General features: G+C 38.0%; 12 protein-coding genes. 9 read left to right on the top strand and 3 right to left on the bottom strand.

The annotated features are described in order from the left end of the window. Positions 1–347 (top strand): transposase (locus BLQ57_RS19375; RefSeq protein WP_139162823.1); only part of this gene is annotated, 347 nt, incomplete at its 5' end. A gap of 54 nt (positions 348–401) precedes the next feature. Here BLQ57_RS19375 and BLQ57_RS19370 read toward each other — a convergent pair. Both BLQ57_RS19370 and BLQ57_RS19365 read right to left on the bottom strand, forming a co-directional pair. Then, complete coding sequence (locus tag BLQ57_RS19370; protein WP_087941249.1) at positions 402–800, bottom strand: response regulator; 399 nt, start codon at positions 798–800, stop codon at positions 402–404. Continuing rightward, positions 790–3,108 (bottom strand): GAF domain-containing protein, encoded by a 2,319-nt coding sequence (locus BLQ57_RS19365; RefSeq protein ID WP_087941250.1) that lies wholly within the window; start codon positions 3,106–3,108, stop codon positions 790–792. The genes BLQ57_RS19370 and BLQ57_RS19365 overlap by 11 nt, the downstream gene beginning before the upstream one ends. A gap of 640 nt (positions 3,109–3,748) precedes the next feature. Between BLQ57_RS19365 and BLQ57_RS19360 the strand changes: the two genes are divergently transcribed. The 8 genes from BLQ57_RS19360 (at position 3,749) to BLQ57_RS19325 (ending at position 16,434) form a co-directional block, all read left to right on the top strand. Further along, the gene (locus BLQ57_RS19360) at positions 3,749–4,390 is read left to right on the top strand and encodes an RNA polymerase sigma factor (RefSeq protein ID WP_087941251.1); all 642 of its coding nucleotides are present in this window, start codon (positions 3,749–3,751) and stop codon (positions 4,388–4,390) included. Further along, a complete protein-coding gene (locus BLQ57_RS19355; protein ID WP_087941252.1) occupies positions 4,387–5,445 on the top strand; it encodes a FecR family protein in 1,059 nt (352 codons plus the stop codon). The genes BLQ57_RS19360 and BLQ57_RS19355 overlap by 4 nt, the downstream gene beginning before the upstream one ends. 154 nt (positions 5,446–5,599) lie before the next feature. Beyond that, positions 5,600–9,067 (top strand): SusC/RagA family TonB-linked outer membrane protein, encoded by a 3,468-nt coding sequence (locus tag BLQ57_RS19350; RefSeq protein ID WP_087941253.1) that lies wholly within the window; start codon positions 5,600–5,602, stop codon positions 9,065–9,067. A gap of 11 nt (positions 9,068–9,078) precedes the next feature. Beyond that, positions 9,079–10,569, top strand: coding sequence for a RagB/SusD family nutrient uptake outer membrane protein (locus BLQ57_RS19345; RefSeq protein WP_087941254.1), 1,491 nt, complete (start codon positions 9,079–9,081; stop codon positions 10,567–10,569). 28 nt (positions 10,570–10,597) lie between these two features. Next, a complete protein-coding gene (locus BLQ57_RS19340) occupies positions 10,598–12,826 on the top strand; it encodes a glucuronyl esterase domain-containing protein (RefSeq protein ID WP_087941255.1) in 2,229 nt (742 codons plus the stop codon). Continuing rightward, the gene (locus BLQ57_RS19335) at positions 12,823–13,680 is read left to right on the top strand and encodes a LamG-like jellyroll fold domain-containing protein (protein ID WP_087941256.1); all 858 of its coding nucleotides are present in this window, start codon (positions 12,823–12,825) and stop codon (positions 13,678–13,680) included. Before BLQ57_RS19340 ends, BLQ57_RS19335 begins: the two co-directional genes overlap by 4 nt. Then, the gene (locus tag BLQ57_RS19330) at positions 13,680–15,134 is read left to right on the top strand and encodes a sulfatase family protein (protein WP_087941257.1); all 1,455 of its coding nucleotides are present in this window, start codon (positions 13,680–13,682) and stop codon (positions 15,132–15,134) included. The genes BLQ57_RS19335 and BLQ57_RS19330 overlap by 1 nt, the downstream gene beginning before the upstream one ends. A gap of 97 nt (positions 15,135–15,231) precedes the next feature. Continuing rightward, positions 15,232–16,434, top strand: coding sequence for a Gfo/Idh/MocA family protein (locus BLQ57_RS19325; RefSeq protein WP_087941258.1), 1,203 nt, complete (start codon positions 15,232–15,234; stop codon positions 16,432–16,434). Positions 16,435–16,489: 55 nt separating this feature from the next. On the opposite strand, the gene BLQ57_RS19320 is transcribed toward BLQ57_RS19325, so the two are convergent. Then, a partial coding sequence (locus tag BLQ57_RS19320; RefSeq protein WP_139162818.1) for a transposase occupies positions 16,490–16,826 on the bottom strand: 337 nt, incomplete at its 5' end.

The following is a 16,826-nucleotide window of genomic DNA, read 5'->3' as shown; positions in this document are numbered from 1 at the left end:
TGCCCAGCATTTCCAATGCTTATAGGCTCAAAGAACTGTTCAACGAGTTTTGGGACTTTAAGGACAAAGAAGAGGCTGCTGCATACCTTTCCTATTGGTGTGACCTTGTAAAAGAATCCAAGATATTCCCGTTCATGGAGGCGGCCAAAACCATACAGGCACATTGGTTCGGAATTGTAAGCTATACAGAAACCAATTTAAACAACGGAGTCCTCGAAGGCATTAATTCCAAAATACAGTTAGCCAAAAAAAGAGCCAGAGGGTACAGGAACATTGACAACTACATTAACATGATTTATTTCATTGCTGGGAAACTCAAATTCGACTACCCACTATATTCCACATAGAGCCAACTTTTTATATTTCTCTTGCCTATTGAAGGGGAGAATTTCTTTTAAATTTTATTCCATGTTAAAATGGGTTTTGAATATCCTAAGGTTGTTTTCGTCCAGAGGTTTTGTGAACTGATGTTTGATCAAGCTATATTGTGTAGCTATTTCAATGTGATTTGGAGAGATTGAGGAGGATAAGAGGAATACCTTTAGATTTTTAGGCTTTAAAGGCTCGATTCTATTTAAGAATTGGAATCCATCGATTTCGGGCATATTGATATCAAGCAATAGAAAATCATAGTAGTTTTCTTCCTCCCTATTTTGGAAGAAACTGATAGCCTCCTTAGGGTCAGTAAAGGATTCGTAAGCAATTTCATCGTTCAAAATCCCCTCTGCTTCCAGTCTTTTTTTTGAAATCAAAATGCTGATAGGATCATCGTCAAGGATAAGTATTCTTTTAATTGCCATTTGGTAGGGATAGTTTGAAGGTTATGCTGTTAGCGCCGTCGTTATTGATAGTTAATCTACCGCCAAGGAATTTCATCAGGTTTTGAGCCGAGCTGATTTTCCACTTGTCGTCCCGGAAATGAGCGAATTCTTGCTCTTCCATTTTGAAGGCTTGCTTGGAATTATTAGAGATATCAATATGGATAAAGTCGGTGTCTTTTTGATAAGCTTTAATTGAAAGCCAATAAGGCTCATTTTCGGGCCTTGACTTGAACCCAAAGGATAAAATCTGGATAACTATGATTTTTAAATATTCAGGAAAATTGAGGATAATTAAATCCTCAGCTACTTCAAACCTGAACCTATGGTCCTTTGTCAAAAGAAATGGAAAGGAGTTTTTGATGATTTGAAGGAAAAAGAAGTTTAAATTAATGGGATCTACCTCTGTTTCATTAGGTAAATTTAAATCAGTAATGGAGTTGAGGTTAAAGAGGGTTTCATCTAAAGTTTCTAAGGATCCCTTGGCGAGGTTTAGAAACTCGAATTTTTCTTCATTGCTTTTCGATAGCTCAATTAAGCTGAATAAGCCCTTAATACTGGCAACATGGGAGCGAAAATTATGAGATACTAAATTATTGAACTCTATAAGTTTACCGTTAAAAAATGAAGTGAGTTTGGAGGTTTGTAGTAGTTGTTTGGTCTTTGCTTCCAATTCGGAAATATCATACCCAATGCATAGTAATTCATCTTCATTTTTTCCTTCATAAACTGAAAAATCCCATTGACAGGTCAACTCTTTTCCTTTGTTGTTTTTCTGAATTAACTTGACTCGATAGATTTCCCCCTTATTTCTGAAGGCTGCTTGGGCTACCTTGATTGCTTCAAGTTTGGACTCTCCAATGAGCACTTCATCATTTATTTTTTCTCCTATTCTGAGCTCATTTGCATTTTGAAAGGTTCTCTTATAATACTCATTCACAAATGTAATTCTTCCTTCTTGATTCATTTTATAAATGAAAAAGCTGTTGTTATTGGCGAGGTTTGTTAAAAAATTGTTTTTCTCTTTGAGCAAATTGATGTTTTTGGTCAATTCTTCTTTTAGCTGGTAATCCTTTGTAATATCCTGAATGCTGCCAATAACCTTTCTTACTTCACCTCCCTGAATCAGAGGTCGTGCGGTAACTCTTACCCATTTCTTCTTTTTATCATGAGACTTGAATTGATAAATGCTGTTATAAGCCTGTCTTTTGCTGATGCAATCATTGAAGTCTCTTTCCATGCTAGAAAAGCTAATGTTTGAATAGAAGCTTTTAACATAATCGAGATCCAATGGGGTATTTGGAGGAATCCCGTATATTTTATAAGTGTTTTCAGTCCAATTTAGTTGATTCGTTTGAGTGTCGACTTCCCAGGCTCCAATTTCCCGCTGCAGCTCTACCTCTTCCATCATCACTTTGTAACTTAAAATTTTATCTTCCAAATTCTTGTTTTCACTAATATCCAAAAAAGTACAAATCAGCTTGGATTGATTTATTGCGTAATTGATTTGAAATACTTTTTCAAATGCTTCTAACTTAAGAATACAGGAATTGGATGGAGTAGGGGTATCGGGGTCAAATTGTCGTATTTTTTTTAGGAGGTGACCAAGGGGATTGTCAATTAGGTCAAATTTTTGGTTCAGGTATTCATCATAGCTAAGGGAATAGGAGTCATGTAAATTAAAAAGTCTTTTGGTGTGCTCGCCGAGCACAACTTTTTGATTTTTGAAATCAATATAAATTCCACCGATTTTACTTAACTCAGCAGATTGATGGACAATCTTTTGCCAAGATTTCAATTCTTCTTTTTCCCTTTCCAGCCGTTTGTAGGCTTTGTGTTGGGCTAAAAGTTGCATGACTTGTTGGGTTAATAACTGAAGATTACGAATTTGAAATTCAGTTAATTTATTTGGTTTAAAATCTAAAACACAACATGATCCAATTACTTGTCCATTTTCAGCTCGTAGAGGAAAACCTGCATAAAATTGAATACCATATTCTAGTCTGGCAGGATGCTGGGAGAAATGATCAGAATTTTTTAAGTCATTGATAATCATTTGATCCATTTCCTTTTCCTGAAATCTTTTGCAGATGGAATATTCTATAGGGGTTTCCTTAAGACTGAAGCCATAAACGGATTTAAACCATTGTCTTTCCTTCTCTAAAAACACAATAAGTCCCACAGGGCATTGGCAAATTTCTGCTGCCATAGCCGTAATTTGATCGTACATTTCCTCTGCAGGAGTTCCGATGATCTCATAGGAGGCTAACCCTTGATTATCAAAATCCATTTATTCCTATTTAAAATACAAAAAAAAATCATAATAACTGATTGTAACTTATTGAATTCAAATAAAGTAAAACAAAAATAATTAATTTTGTTTTTTAGAATATTATTTCTTTGAATATAAATGGGGTTTTTCGAGGATAGACGGTTTATTCCATTGGTATTCAGACTGTTTTGGATAAGTTGATTTTTTTAATTTTTCGCCTAATCGGTAATTGCATTTGGAATATGATCCAAGAATTGCTAGTTTAAGTATTGATCATAGTGATCCTTGTTACTTTAGTCACATTATGTTTTTTGACTTTCGAATTTGAGGGCTTTTTTGGAGTTCGAATTAATAGGGAAAAAAGCAAATTATTAAACTAATATTTAGAGTAGAATCTCGGTCAATGAAATTCATTGATTTTGACTGTTTTTCGAAAATTATGCCCAATGCCTTTTCAGAATATGAGAAATTTGAAGAGTGAAAGTGACATATTCCTTGGATGAGGAATGGGTAAATTTTGACTAGCTTCCAAATAGATTATTATTTAGGCCTGAATAATCCGAATTTTATATTGAAATAGTATTTTTTTTAAAAATTGTTGGGGTCATTTTTTAAAATGCATCCTCTTAGAGCTAAAGAGGCTTAGCTATCCTCGCTTATGAACAATAAACCCGACAGAAACACCGAAAATTTGGAAGTGATGTATCGTCATCAGGAGACGGTCAAAATCTTTGAGTCAAAAAATGACACTGAGATTTGGGCTGCCTTTAATCGTGGCGATGAAATGGCTTTTAATTATCTGTTTCGAACCTACACGCCTTTATTATTTCGTTATGGATGTCAGTTTAGGGTGGAGCAGGAAATGGTCCAAGATGCCATACAAAATCTCTTTATCTATTTGCGGGGAAAGAGAGGAGATCTTTCAGAAGTTCATTCCATTAAGGGGTATTTGTTCAGAAGTCTTCAGCGAGAATTATTGAAGCAAATTAAATTGGATAAAAATAGGGTCAGATTGGGTGAAATAGAACTAGAGGGGCTTTTCCCGATTCAAACATCTGCAGAAAGTAATCTTATAGTATCAGAGGGAGCCGAGGAGCAATTCAACAAGTTGAAAGTGTGTATTGATAATTTAACTCCTAGACAACGACAGGCGATATTGCTGCTTTATGAAGAGGGGTTTTCTTATAAGGAAATTGCAGAGATCATGGATTTTGCAGAGGTAAAATCTGCTCGAAAATTAGTTTATAGAGCCCTAACCACATTAAGGTCATTGATGACTATTGATCAGAAAAAGAAATGAATTTGATTAGAAAATATATGAAATATGATGAGTATCAGTTAGAAGATTTTTTAACTGATGAATTTTTCATCGAATGGGTGAAGACCCCCAACGAAAATAACAAACATTTTTGGGAGAGATGGATTGCTGAGCATGCGGAGAAAAGAGAATTGATCATTCAGGCTAGTAATTGGATAAAGAGATTCAATTATGGAAATGAAGTTGAGTTAAGCGATAAAGCTTATGTGGAGATTTTTGAAAATGTGGTCAGAAAAGAACCCAAAAAAGAGCATAACCATGGGGTAGCTAAAAAATCAATCAAGACATGGTTGCTATCCTTTCGTCAGGTTGCAGCGTTTCTGATTTTGGGGCTAATAGTAGGATGGTTATGGATGGATTGGTCATATTCTGATCGATTACCCGAAAAAGTGGAGGCTTCAATAGAGATGATAAATAGAAGTACGCCCTTAGGTGCTAAATCCACTTTTCTTTTAGAAGACGGTTCAAAAATTTTCTTAAACGCAGGTAGTGAAATTCAGTTTCCCAAGGCTTTTTCCAAAAAAGAGCGAAAGGTAAATTTAAAAGGGGAGGCATTTTTTGAAATAATGGAGGAAGAGCGACCTTTTATTGTCAGTACTGATCAGGTAGAAGTGAGAGTACTTGGTACCTCATTTAATGTCAAAGAATACAGCGAGGGTAAATTATCAGTTGCCTTGGTTAGCGGAAAAGTCAGAATAAACGATCGCAATGGAAACCAACTGATGTTGGCCCCCAATGAAATGATGACCTTCAATCAGCAAGGAGAGTTTTTTAAAAGCGGTTTTGACCCGATGGAAGTGGCGGGATGGAAAGATAAAATGCTAGTTTTCAAAAATAGCTCAATTTATCAAGTTAAAGAAAAACTTGAAGCATGGTATGGGGTGAAGGTAAACTTACGCGGTATCTACCCTAAAGATTGGGCCTACTCAGGGATTTACAAAGATGAAAGTCTTGAAAATGTTCTTCAGGGAATATCCAAAACTTCTAGTATTCAAGTCTCTTTAGACGGAAAAAATGCAATTATTACTTATCAATAAACCCTAAAATAATGAAAACCAAAGATTTAAACAGTAGCTAATAAAAAAAGCAGCTTCTTTTTGGAGAAGCTGCTTTACGCTTGCCTGGCAGAATTGCGACCTCTACAGGCAAGTGGTCAAGCCTATTTCATTAAACTTTAACCCTTACAATAGTATGAAAAAACCACTACTGAGGCAACTTATTATGCTGTCTAAAAGAATCTTCTATGCCTTTACCGTTCAATTGATTTTTTGTACCGTGTTACTTGCCAGTTCAGGTAATGCTCAGCGAAAAACTATCGATCAGGTTCAGGTATCTGTAAAAGCTCAAGAGGTAGCTTTGGGAAAAGTATTTAGTCAGATTGAACGACAAACTGACTTTCGGTTTACCTATAACCCCAATGCTATTCCACTTAATCAGTTAGTCAATTTGGAGATGGAACAAGGTACAGTCTATCAATTTCTGGAGGGACTGATAAGGCAAACCAATTTATCTTTTGTACAGATCAATGATAATATACATGTTAAGCCCCTTGGAACTAGCGAAAAAGGAATATCAATTCAAGATGTCAGTTTTATAGAGATTAAAGGTAGGGTGACTGATGCTTCCGGTTTGGCTTTGCCAGGAGTTACGGTCATGATTGAGGGTACTAGCACAGGAACGGTAACCGATGTTGATGGAAATTATACCATTTCTGCTTCAGAAGGGGATGTGCTTGTTTTTAGTTTTGTAGGTTTTGAATCAAATAGAATAGCAGTAGGAAATCAAACTGTCATCAATGTCCAACTGGCAGAGGATGCCCAAGCTTTAGAAGAGGTAGTTGTTGTGGGGTATGGAACACAAAAGCGAAAGAATTTGACTGGTAGCATCAGTTCTATCGATCAAAAATCTTTAAAGGAGTTCCCCGTTTCTTCTGTAGAGCAAGCCCTTCAGGGAAATGCTGCGGGAGTTTTGGTTTCTCAAACAGGAGGGTCTCCCGGTGCCGCAGTTTCAGTGCGAGTTCGAGGCGTTGGTTCAATTAATGGTTCTGTGGAACCTCTCTATGTAATTGATGGAGTTCCTGTTGAGAATGCTGCATTTGGTGGGAGTGGAGATGCAACTAATCCTCAACCGGGAAATTCTCCATTGGCAATGTTGAATCCGGGGGATATTGAAAGTATCGAGGTTCTTAAAGATGCATCCGCAACGGCAATTTATGGGGCTAGGGGGGCAAATGGGGTGGTTTTGATTACTACTAAAAGAGGGGAATCAGGCAAATCAACAGTCATCTACGATGGGTATGTGGGGCTTCAGGAACCGACAAACACTTTTGATGTGCTAAATGCAAGGGAATACATGGAGCTTCAAAATGAATTTGCTTTAAATGACAATGAGGAAATACCCTATCCAAATATTGATCAAATTGTATCACAAATAGGGGAAGGAACCAATTGGCAAAATGAGTTTTATAGGGTTGCTGTAATTCAAAATCACCAAATAAGTGTAAGCGGGGGGTCAGATAAAACCAAGTTTTTCATTTCAGGAAACTATTTCAGTCAGGAAGGAATAGTACCAAATAACGGATTCGAACGAATCAGTTTCAGGACTAATTTAGACCATCAAATAAGTGATAAATTTACGACTGGATTCAGTTTTACACTTTCCAATTTTAAAAATAATAATCTCCCAGGGGGTGGCGCCGGTGCAAGTCCCTTAAGGAATGTATTAACCTTTAGTCCTCTTGTTCCAGTTAGAAATGAAGAAGGGCTTTTTGAGGATTTTATTGATCCTAACTCAGGAGCATTTATCAGCAATCCAATAGGAATGGTAAATGAAGTGACGAACACAACCAATACTTTTAGACCCATAGGTAATTTGTACCTAGATTATTTCATTACCGATAATCTAAAGTTTAAATCCAGTCTCGGATTGGATTTTCGATTTCAAAATGGTGAGTTTTATCTTCCCAGATCAGTTCAGCGAGGTAGAGAATTAGGAGGAAGAGCCGGGATATCGTACGATAACCGAACCAATACAGTTTGGGAGAATACGCTTAACTACAATAAAGTGATCGATAACAAGCATCAGTTTGATGTTTTACTTGGTCAAATGGTTCAAACTTCAAGCCGAACAAGCAGAAGTTTCGGAGCTCAAAATTTCCCAAATGATGTCCTTGGTGCAAATGTTATAGAGAATGGAGAGGTATTTGAAAGGCCAAGCTCAAATATTGTAAAATGGGCTATTATTTCATATTTAGGAAGAGTAAACTATGGTTTTGATGATCGCTACCTTCTAACCTTAACGATGAGGGCTGATGGCTCCTCTCGATTTGGTACTAATAGGAGATTTGGATACTTTCCTTCAGGAGCTTTCGCTTGGAGATTCATTAATGAGGATTTCATTCCAAAAAATGGAATCTTAAGTGATGGAAAACTTAGAATTTCTTATGGAGTAAATGGAAATCAAGATGGAATTGGAGCTTATGATAGATTTGCTCGACTTGCTTCAAGAGATTTTGCCTATGCCATAGGTGCGGGAAATTCTTTTGTACAAGGATTCGCACCAGTTTCTATTGCAAATGTGAATTTAGGCTGGGAAGAAACTCGTCAGTTAAATATTGGGGCTAACATTGGTTTGTGGAATAATCGAGTCAGTCTAGAAGCAGATTACTTTATTAAAAATACCTCGGACTTGCTTTTTGCCGTTCCGCTACCCACATCTGCTTTTGTAGGTTCGGATGTTATCAGAAATATTGGAGAACTTAGAAATTCTGGCTTTGAGTTACTGATTAATGCCGATGTGATACAAAAACCAGATTTCAACTGGAATATTAATTTTAATATTTCCTCGATCTCTAATGAAATTATTTCTTTACCGGATGGAAATGATATCACCTATTTTAGTTTACTTGGAGCAAGTAATATTGGAATACTTAGAGAAGGAGCATCTTTTCCATCCTTCTACGGGTGGATAGCTGATGGTATTTTTGCCAGCCAAGAAGAAGTAAATGACCATTTTTTTATCAATGAGTCAGGCGATCGAGTTTTAATTCAACCAAATGCCCAAGCCGGAGATGTTAGGTATAGGGATCTTTCTGGTCCTGAAGGGGTTCCTGATGGTCGTATTGGGACAGAAGATCGGACAATAATTGGGTCAAGTCTTCCCGACTTTTTTGGAGGTATAAGGAATCAGTTTTCTTATAAAAATTTCACCTTTAGTTTCTTCATGAATTTCTCGGTTGGGAATGATGTAGTAAATTATAATAGATGGCAATTGGCCAATGTGAATCGGGGAATTAATCAGCTTGCAGAGGTGAAGGATCGATGGACTCCTCAGAATACGAATACTTCTGTTCCAGCAGCAAGATCTCAACGATCAGCTGAAAATGCTATAGATTCTAGGTTTGTAGAAGATGGGTCATTCTTGAGACTAAGAGATGTAACTCTGAATTATCGATTGAGTGGAAATGCTCTCCAAAAAATTGGGGCTCAGACTGCAAACTTTTACCTGAAGGGGAGTAATCTGTTGACATTTACCCGATATACTGGAATTGATCCGGAAGCTAATTCCTTCAATCCAAATAGTAGTAATCTTGCTGGGATTGAAGTTTCTGCCTACCCCATGGTAAGAATGTTTACTGCTGGAATTACTGTTCAATTTTAATTAAGACATCCATGAATACGATATATAAAAAGATTAGTTTTATTCTGATATTGATGAGTAGTTTTGCTTGCCATGGACTACTGGATCAAGACCCTCAAATCAATTTTGCTCCAGAAAATTACTTCTCTACTGAGAATGAATTGTTGACAGGTATAAATGCAACCTATGATCCGCTTTCTTCGGGCGGTGGCAGAAACAATTTGTATTGGGCAGGTTTGCCACTCTTTTTGGATTTCCTTTCAGATGACGCCCGATTTGCAGGAGGGGGAGGATTTGGTGAAGGAGAAAGGGTGGAAATTACTGCCAATAACCCATTTGTAAGAAGGGCTTATTTGGGGTATTACGAAATTGTCAATAGGGCTAACCTAATGTTGGAAAATATTCCAAATGTAAGTTTACCCGAGGAGCGGAGAAATCGGTATACCGCTGAAGTAAGGTTCCTCAGAGCATTTGCAAATTATCATTTAACTATTTTTTGGAATAATGTTCCTTTAAGAACTACTTCTATCAAAACCTTTGAAGACGGGCCTATTGGCGCCAGTAGCCAAGAAGAAATTTTTCAGTCAATAGGAGAGGATATTGAATTTGCAAAGACGCACCTTCCTTGGACCTATAATGCAGAAAATCTTGGAAGAGCTTCAAAAGGAGCTGCATTTATGTTAGAGGCTAAAACTCACTTATTTCGAAAAAACTGGACAGGGGCACTCGCAGCGTTGGAACAAATTATAGCAAACGGTGAAAGTCCTCATATCTTGGTTCCAAATTACAGGGATGTATTTCGGGTTGAATTTAAAAATCACCCTGAACATATTTTTAGTGCTCGTTTTGCAGGGGGGATGCAAGCCCAAAACGAGGGCTTTATACTTGAGGAAAGATATGGACCACCAAATAATATTGCTCCTGAAGGTTTTTTGCCTGGAAACTCAAATGCTATAGCAAGACCAACCTTTGATGATGGGAATGTTCCTTATGTAGGTGGGATAATTAATAAGTACTTAGAAATGAATGATCCAAGGTTGATTCATGCTTACGTAAATTTTAGTAATGGTGATCCAGCAAATTATTTCTGTGATAAATTTAGAGATACTTCAGAACATGTTCCAGGTAATGCTAGTACAATTTTTCCGATTTTTAGATTTGCTGATGTTTTATTGATGTATGCAGAGGCGCTAAATGAGGCGAATAGTGGTCCCAATGCTCAGGCATATGAGGCCATTAACCTCGTTCGTATGAGGGCCAATAATGATGCACCTGAAAATTATCAATTAGAGCCATTAAGCGGTTTGGACTATCAATCATTTAAAGAAGCTGTGTTTCATGAGCGTAGAATGGAATTGGCCCATGAAGGACATCGATGGATAGATTTGGTACGAACTGGACAAATGGAAATAATAATGGGGGCTCACTTACAAAGAAATATTGAGGCATTTCGAAATATTTGGCCTATTCCAAATGATGAAATAGATGCAAATCCGCAAATGACACAAAACCCCGGATATTGATTTTATCCAATCTTGTATTTCTAAAGGAATGTCTAAGAAGACCATTTTCACAGGATTATGTTGCTTGGGCCTTTATTTTTGTGAAGTAAAGGCCCAGCAATACGATCTTGATACTCACATAAGCCTTTTGGAAAAAGGCCCAGCTGCTGTATACGTTGAAAAGTACTGGAAGAATTTTGCTGAAAATGACAAAATCAACTTTCCAGGTTGGGGATTAATGAAGTCGAATGGGGAATTGGTTTCTCCTTTGAACAAATTCAATCAGGATAGCTTTAGGATCGAGTCAGAAGCGGAATGGAGAGATCAAAGAGACTGGATTAAATCCCAATTTCAAAAGTGGATTTTAGGAAGCTTGCCAAATGATCCAGACCATTTTGAATATGAGATTCTAATGGATTCATTGGCTTCAAATCAGGTTCGCCACCAACTTGTGTTGTTGAAATTTGGACCTGATATGAATGCCCGGATGCACTTTAAATTGTTTATTCCACCATCGGAGAAACCGCTTCCTGTTTTTATGACTCAATGGAACCATGAGAGATGGGCTTATATCGCTGTTAGAAGGGGGTATATTGGGTGCGTGTATGCAGGTGCTGACTCTAATGATGATGCGAAAAATTATCGGGAAATATATCCCAAAAATGATTTTAGTCTTTTGATGGCGCGGGCATGGGGGGCAATGAGAGTGGTAGATTACCTTTATACTATCCCTGAGGTAGATACAACTAAAATTGCGATCACGGGACACTCTAGAAACGGGAAACAAGCGTTGATTGCGGCAGCGTTTGATGACCGAATAGATGCGGTTTTAGCGAGTACGGGTGCAATAGGAGGTGGCTTACCTTATCGATTTACTGACTCTAAGTTTGACTCTGAATCAATTGAAGATGTTTTTGCAAACTTTCCAGATTGGTTTCATCCTCGTCTTCTTTATTTCATGGGAAATGAAGATAAGTTGCCGGTTGATCAACATCATCTGGCCGCTCTTATTGCCCCGAGGTCATTGGCGTTTGCTAGTGGGTATTTAGAAGCCACATCAAATATGGTGGGACTTGAGCAAATGGTGAAAAAGTTAGATCCTGTTTACGAACTATTCGGTGAGAAATCAGAGCAAAAAGTAGGGTTGTTAACTAGGAACGGCTTGCATGGTACTGCCGCAAGGGATGTTGAGCGATATGTTGATTTTTTTGATCGATCTTTTGGATTAAAAGCCGTAGACAACCCACTCCATTCCTACTATGGATTTGACAATTCAAAAAAAGGTTCAACTAGTGTCCAAATGGCAGAGATCGAACCTAAGGATTTGCTGAATAATGCTGGAGAAGTAAGAAGGCAATACATTCGACTACTAAATAGCTATCTTGGAGAAGAACCTCCTGGAGTAAAAAACATTGGTCCGGGCGATTTATCCCTAAGTCGAAATTACGATGATTGGGTGGCCAAATTGATGGCAGCCCAAGATAAAATAGAGGGAAATGGTATCGGTAAAATGCTCATCTGTCCCTATAATTCTATGGGAGATTATCTTTTTGCCAACTTATATTATCCTGAAAACCTGGTGAAAGAAAACCAAAAGATTCCAGTTGTTATTTTTCTCCATACTTATTCAACAGCTACAGGGTTTAGATGGGGAATAGGGCCTTTTATCCAGTCTCTTGTGCAGGAAGGTGTAGCGGTTTTGGCCTTTGATCAAATTGGGTTTGGGACTAGAGTTGAAGAAGGAACTCAATTTGAACAACGCTATCCCAATTGGAGCAGAATGGGTAAAATGGTATCAGACGTTAGAGGGGGAATAGATGCATTGGAGAATTTTTCCTTTATAGATGCTAATGAAATCTATTTAGCTGGAAATAATATGGGAAGCCAGCTGGCAGTGATTACATCAGCAATTGATTCCAGAGTCAAGGGGTTTATGGCATATGGTGGTTTAGGTTCTTTGCAGCGCAACGAACATTTATTAAAAGAATTAAGCCAAGAATTTGGGTTAATCCCCTTTTTAAAAAAAGTGGACTCTGAACTTCCTTTGGACTGGCCTTCTATTTTGGCCTTGAATACCGAAAAAAAGATCTTAATAATTGACCCAAAGTATGATCGTCACAACCGCTTGGGAAGGGGAGATTTTAAAAAAGTATTCGACCATCTCAACGAGATTGCCCCATATTTCAAACGAGTTCAGCCGGAGGATTGGAACCGGTTTAGAGAGAACCAACAGATCCAAGCAGCTAATTGGTTTTTGAAGTTAATCCATAATCCATGAAACTAAAATTATTAGTATTGTATTTTCATCTGTCTTTTTTATGCTTCAGTGAGGCAAAAGCACAAATGGAAGAATTAGACCCAAGCATTAAAGTTAATCTTATTGCTTTGTGGGATTTTGACAGCCCGGTTCATGAAGGGTGGAAATCAATAAATTCAAGTAGCCACTTTTTATCCTTTGGGGATTTGCCCGTCGATCAAGTTTTTGATTCAGAATTGAACCGAAGAGTAGCGGTCTTTAAGGAAAGAGGATGGCTAAAAGTACCAAGAGAAAACTTGGGCGAACTCAATATTTATGGTAAAAATCCTGAACTCACCGTTATGGCTTTAGTCAAAAAGGAATCAGAAAAAAATTGGCAAGCGATAGCAGGAGTCTGGGATGAAAGTAGAAGTAAAAGGCAGTATTATATGTTTTTGAATGCTTCTTCTAAAACTCATCAGGATGAAATGAAGCGCTATCCTAGTCAAGGTAGGCTTCATGGACATATATCTGCTGTAGGAGGAAAAACTCCAGGGGAGGTGGCTTGGATTTCATACGGGAGTTCAAAAGATTCGATTCCCGAAAAAATCTGGGTTTGGATAAGCATGACATATGATGGTAAAGAGATTAAAGTATATGTCAATGGAAAGCTGGAAAAGGATCCATTAACTAATCCATTTAAATATGCAGAGGGAATATATGATGGAGGGACTGATGGCGCTGATTTTACTGTTGGAGCCAATTCAGTGGCAAATAAAATGACTAATCAATTCATTGGCAAAATGGCATTTCTAGCAGTATTTAAAAAGAATCTGACAAGCAAAGAAATCCAAGAGTTTCAAAATAAGTTATTTTCTATCCAGTCAAATGACTAATGAAATTTCAGAAAAGTATAATTTTCACCTTATTTATTTGTAGCGTTAGCTTAATTATTTCTGGTTGTATTAAGCAATTTGAAAAGGATCAAGCTCCCAATATCATCCTAATTTATACCGATGACCTTGGCTATGGAGATATTGCACCTTTTGCGGATAAAGCAACAATTACTCCAAATCTCCATCAGCTTGCCAAGGATGGGATTACCCTGACTAATTTCTATGTGGCCTCCTCGGTTTGTTCTCCTTCCAGGGCTTCACTATTAACAGGTTCTTATCCACTTCGAGTTGGGATTCCCAGAGTTTTGGCCCCACATGGAATTTCTTGGGCAGAGAATATTTGGAGGACTGGGCTAAATCCTGATGAAGAAACCCTCGCCGAACTGCTGAAGGAACAAGGGTATAACACAGCCTTAATCGGAAAGTGGCATCTAGGACATGCAAAAGAGCAATTGCCTATGCAGCATGGTTTTGATGAATTTTTTGGAATACCTTATTCCAATGATATGATTCCCTCAGTAAACCCATCTTACCCCAAGCTCCCTTTAATTGAAAATGAATCTATCATAGATGAAAATCCTGATCAGCGGTTTTTCACCAAAAGATTTACAGAGAAAACCATCGAGAATATCTCTAAAAATAAAAATACGCCCTTTTTTATCCTTTTAACCCATCCCTTACCTCATATTCCTTTAAGCACCTCACCGGAGTTTGAAAACAAAACAAAAGAAGGGATATATGAAGACGCCATCCACGAAATCGACTGGTCTGTGGGTCAAATCAAGAGTAAACTTCTAGAGTTAGATTTGGAAGAAAATACCATTCTGATTTTCACATCGGACAATGGGCCGTGGCTTGCTTACCAAACGCATGCCGGTTCTGCAGGAAATTTAAGAGAAGGTAAAAACACCGTATTCGAAGGAGGTCATAAAGTACCATTCATAATTTCTTGGCCAAGTCAGCTTCCTGAAGGGAAGAAATTAGATGGTTTGGTAACCAATATGGATTTACTTCCTACACTAGTCGCATGGGCAGGTGGGACTAAACCCAGATTGGAAATTGACGGACTTTCGTTAATCGATTATTTAGAGGGCACTTCAAATCAATCTCCAAGAGAGGGATTTTTGTATTACTATAATGAAGACTTACAAGGAATTCGAGATCAGCGATTTAAACTTCTATTACCTCATCAATATCAAAAACCTGCCGGTGATTCAATAAATCCTGGGCAACAAGACCGATTTGTGACTGACTCCATTCCCCTGTCCCTATTTGATCTGTGGAAAGACCCCGGGGAAAGGAATAATATCGCAGAGGACTTGCCAGAAAAGGTTAAAGAACTTCAAACGAAATTAGAAAGAGAACATCAAAAGATCATGGGGGGAAGAAGGCCTTCGGGAATCTATGAGGGTCCAGAGCCTCCTACTGGTAAGCTTTGGATTGAAAATTATTAATTAGATAGATTGGGTTAACGTAGATTGAAAAGCAGATCCTTTTTGGGTCTGTTTTTTTGCCTAAAAAATCTTATAATCAAGAAAAATTAAAAGAGTTTTGAAACGAAGGGATTTTATCCAAAAAGCAGGAGCGCTTGCAGCCGTTTCCAGTCTTCCGATAGGAGTGGGGGCGAGTATTCTGAAAAATAGGCAAGCTGAAGTTTTTAACGTTGGGATCATCGGATATGGCGATAGGGGATCAGGGCTTCACAATGTCCTGAATCGAATGCCTGAAAAGTTTACCGTAAAAGGTATTGCAGAGGTATTGCCTTTTCGGGCAGAACCTGTATCTAAGAAATACCCCCAAATACCGGTTTATCAAGATTTTCGCAGGATTTTAGATGACAAGGAAATTGATACCGTAGTGGTAGCCACGCCATTAAATGCACATTATGAACATGCAAAAGCAGTCTTAGAAGCTGGAAAAAACCTTTATCTTGAAAAGACTATGCTTTTTACCTTGGATGAAATACAAGCCTTTCAGGACTTTGTTAGAAATTATCCTAATCAAACTATTCAAGTTGGACATCAGTATCGCTACTCTCCGCTATATTTTAAAGTCAAGGAGTATATCCAAAAAGGATGGTTGGGTAAAGTAACTCAAGTTTCCGCACGATGGGATCGAAATGGCAGTTGGCGAAGACCGGTCCCATCTCCCGAATTTGAGCGGCAGGTGAATTGGCGCATGTACAGAGAATACTCAGGAGGCTTGGTCGCAGAGCTCTTGTCCCATCAGATGGACTTTGTCAATTGGGCCTTTGATACCTTGCCAGACCGCATCTACGGAACTGGCGGCATAGATTACTTCCAAGATGGAAGAGAGACCTTCGATAATGTGCAGGTGACTTTACGATACGATAAGATCGGAATGGTGGGGAATTTTGGAGCAACCTGTGGCAATCAATACGAAGGATATGCATTCAAAATCAAAGGAACGGAAGGGACCATATCGCTTCTGACTAATGATGGCATCTTTTACCCTGAGCCCGAGAAGAAAGCCAAGCTTCAGGAAGTGGATGGTGTATCGGGTGCCACTCCGATCACTTGGACAGATAACCGAAACGGGATCAAACTAGTGGATGAACCTACTAAGGATGGGACTATCTATGCATTGGAAGATTTTTACCGTTGCCTAAAGGAAAAATCCAAACCTCTATGTAATGTAAACAATGCTGGAAACACTGCCAAACTCGTAGCACTTGCTAATCAATCTATTTATGAGGGTATTGTGATAGATGGACTTTTCAGCTCAAAAGATTAGGTGATACAATACGTTTTTTGAAAGTCGGATGAGAAATACTTATTATTTTATATGATTATCCGCAATCATGCCAGTATGGGTAAATTGAAGCAATAATGAGTCTGTCAAAGAGTTTTTGACCGAAGTATCTTCTGTTTAGCTTGTAACAAAACTCATCCAGATAGTTCTGCATCATTCGTTCGCTGATCATATGGTATGTCTGCAGGTGTTTCTTTAAGTTACTGATGGCAATATGAACCCATTTGAGGTTAAAATTGCCTTCTTGTGTACCAGAGATTTCTCTGACATGAACATCAATACAATCACTCAGGTCTGAGAAGGTGGTACTTTTATCTGTTTGAAGCACAGCGTTTGAATCAATGTAATCCTTGATTAAATGCTGTGCGGTTTTC

The organism is Algoriphagus faecimaris, from assembly GCF_900101705.1.
GTDB classification, from domain to species: domain Bacteria; phylum Bacteroidota; class Bacteroidia; order Cytophagales; family Cyclobacteriaceae; genus Algoriphagus; species Algoriphagus faecimaris.
The sequence above is the reverse complement of the archived record's forward strand: the minus strand, read 5'-3'. Positions and strand labels throughout refer to the sequence as shown.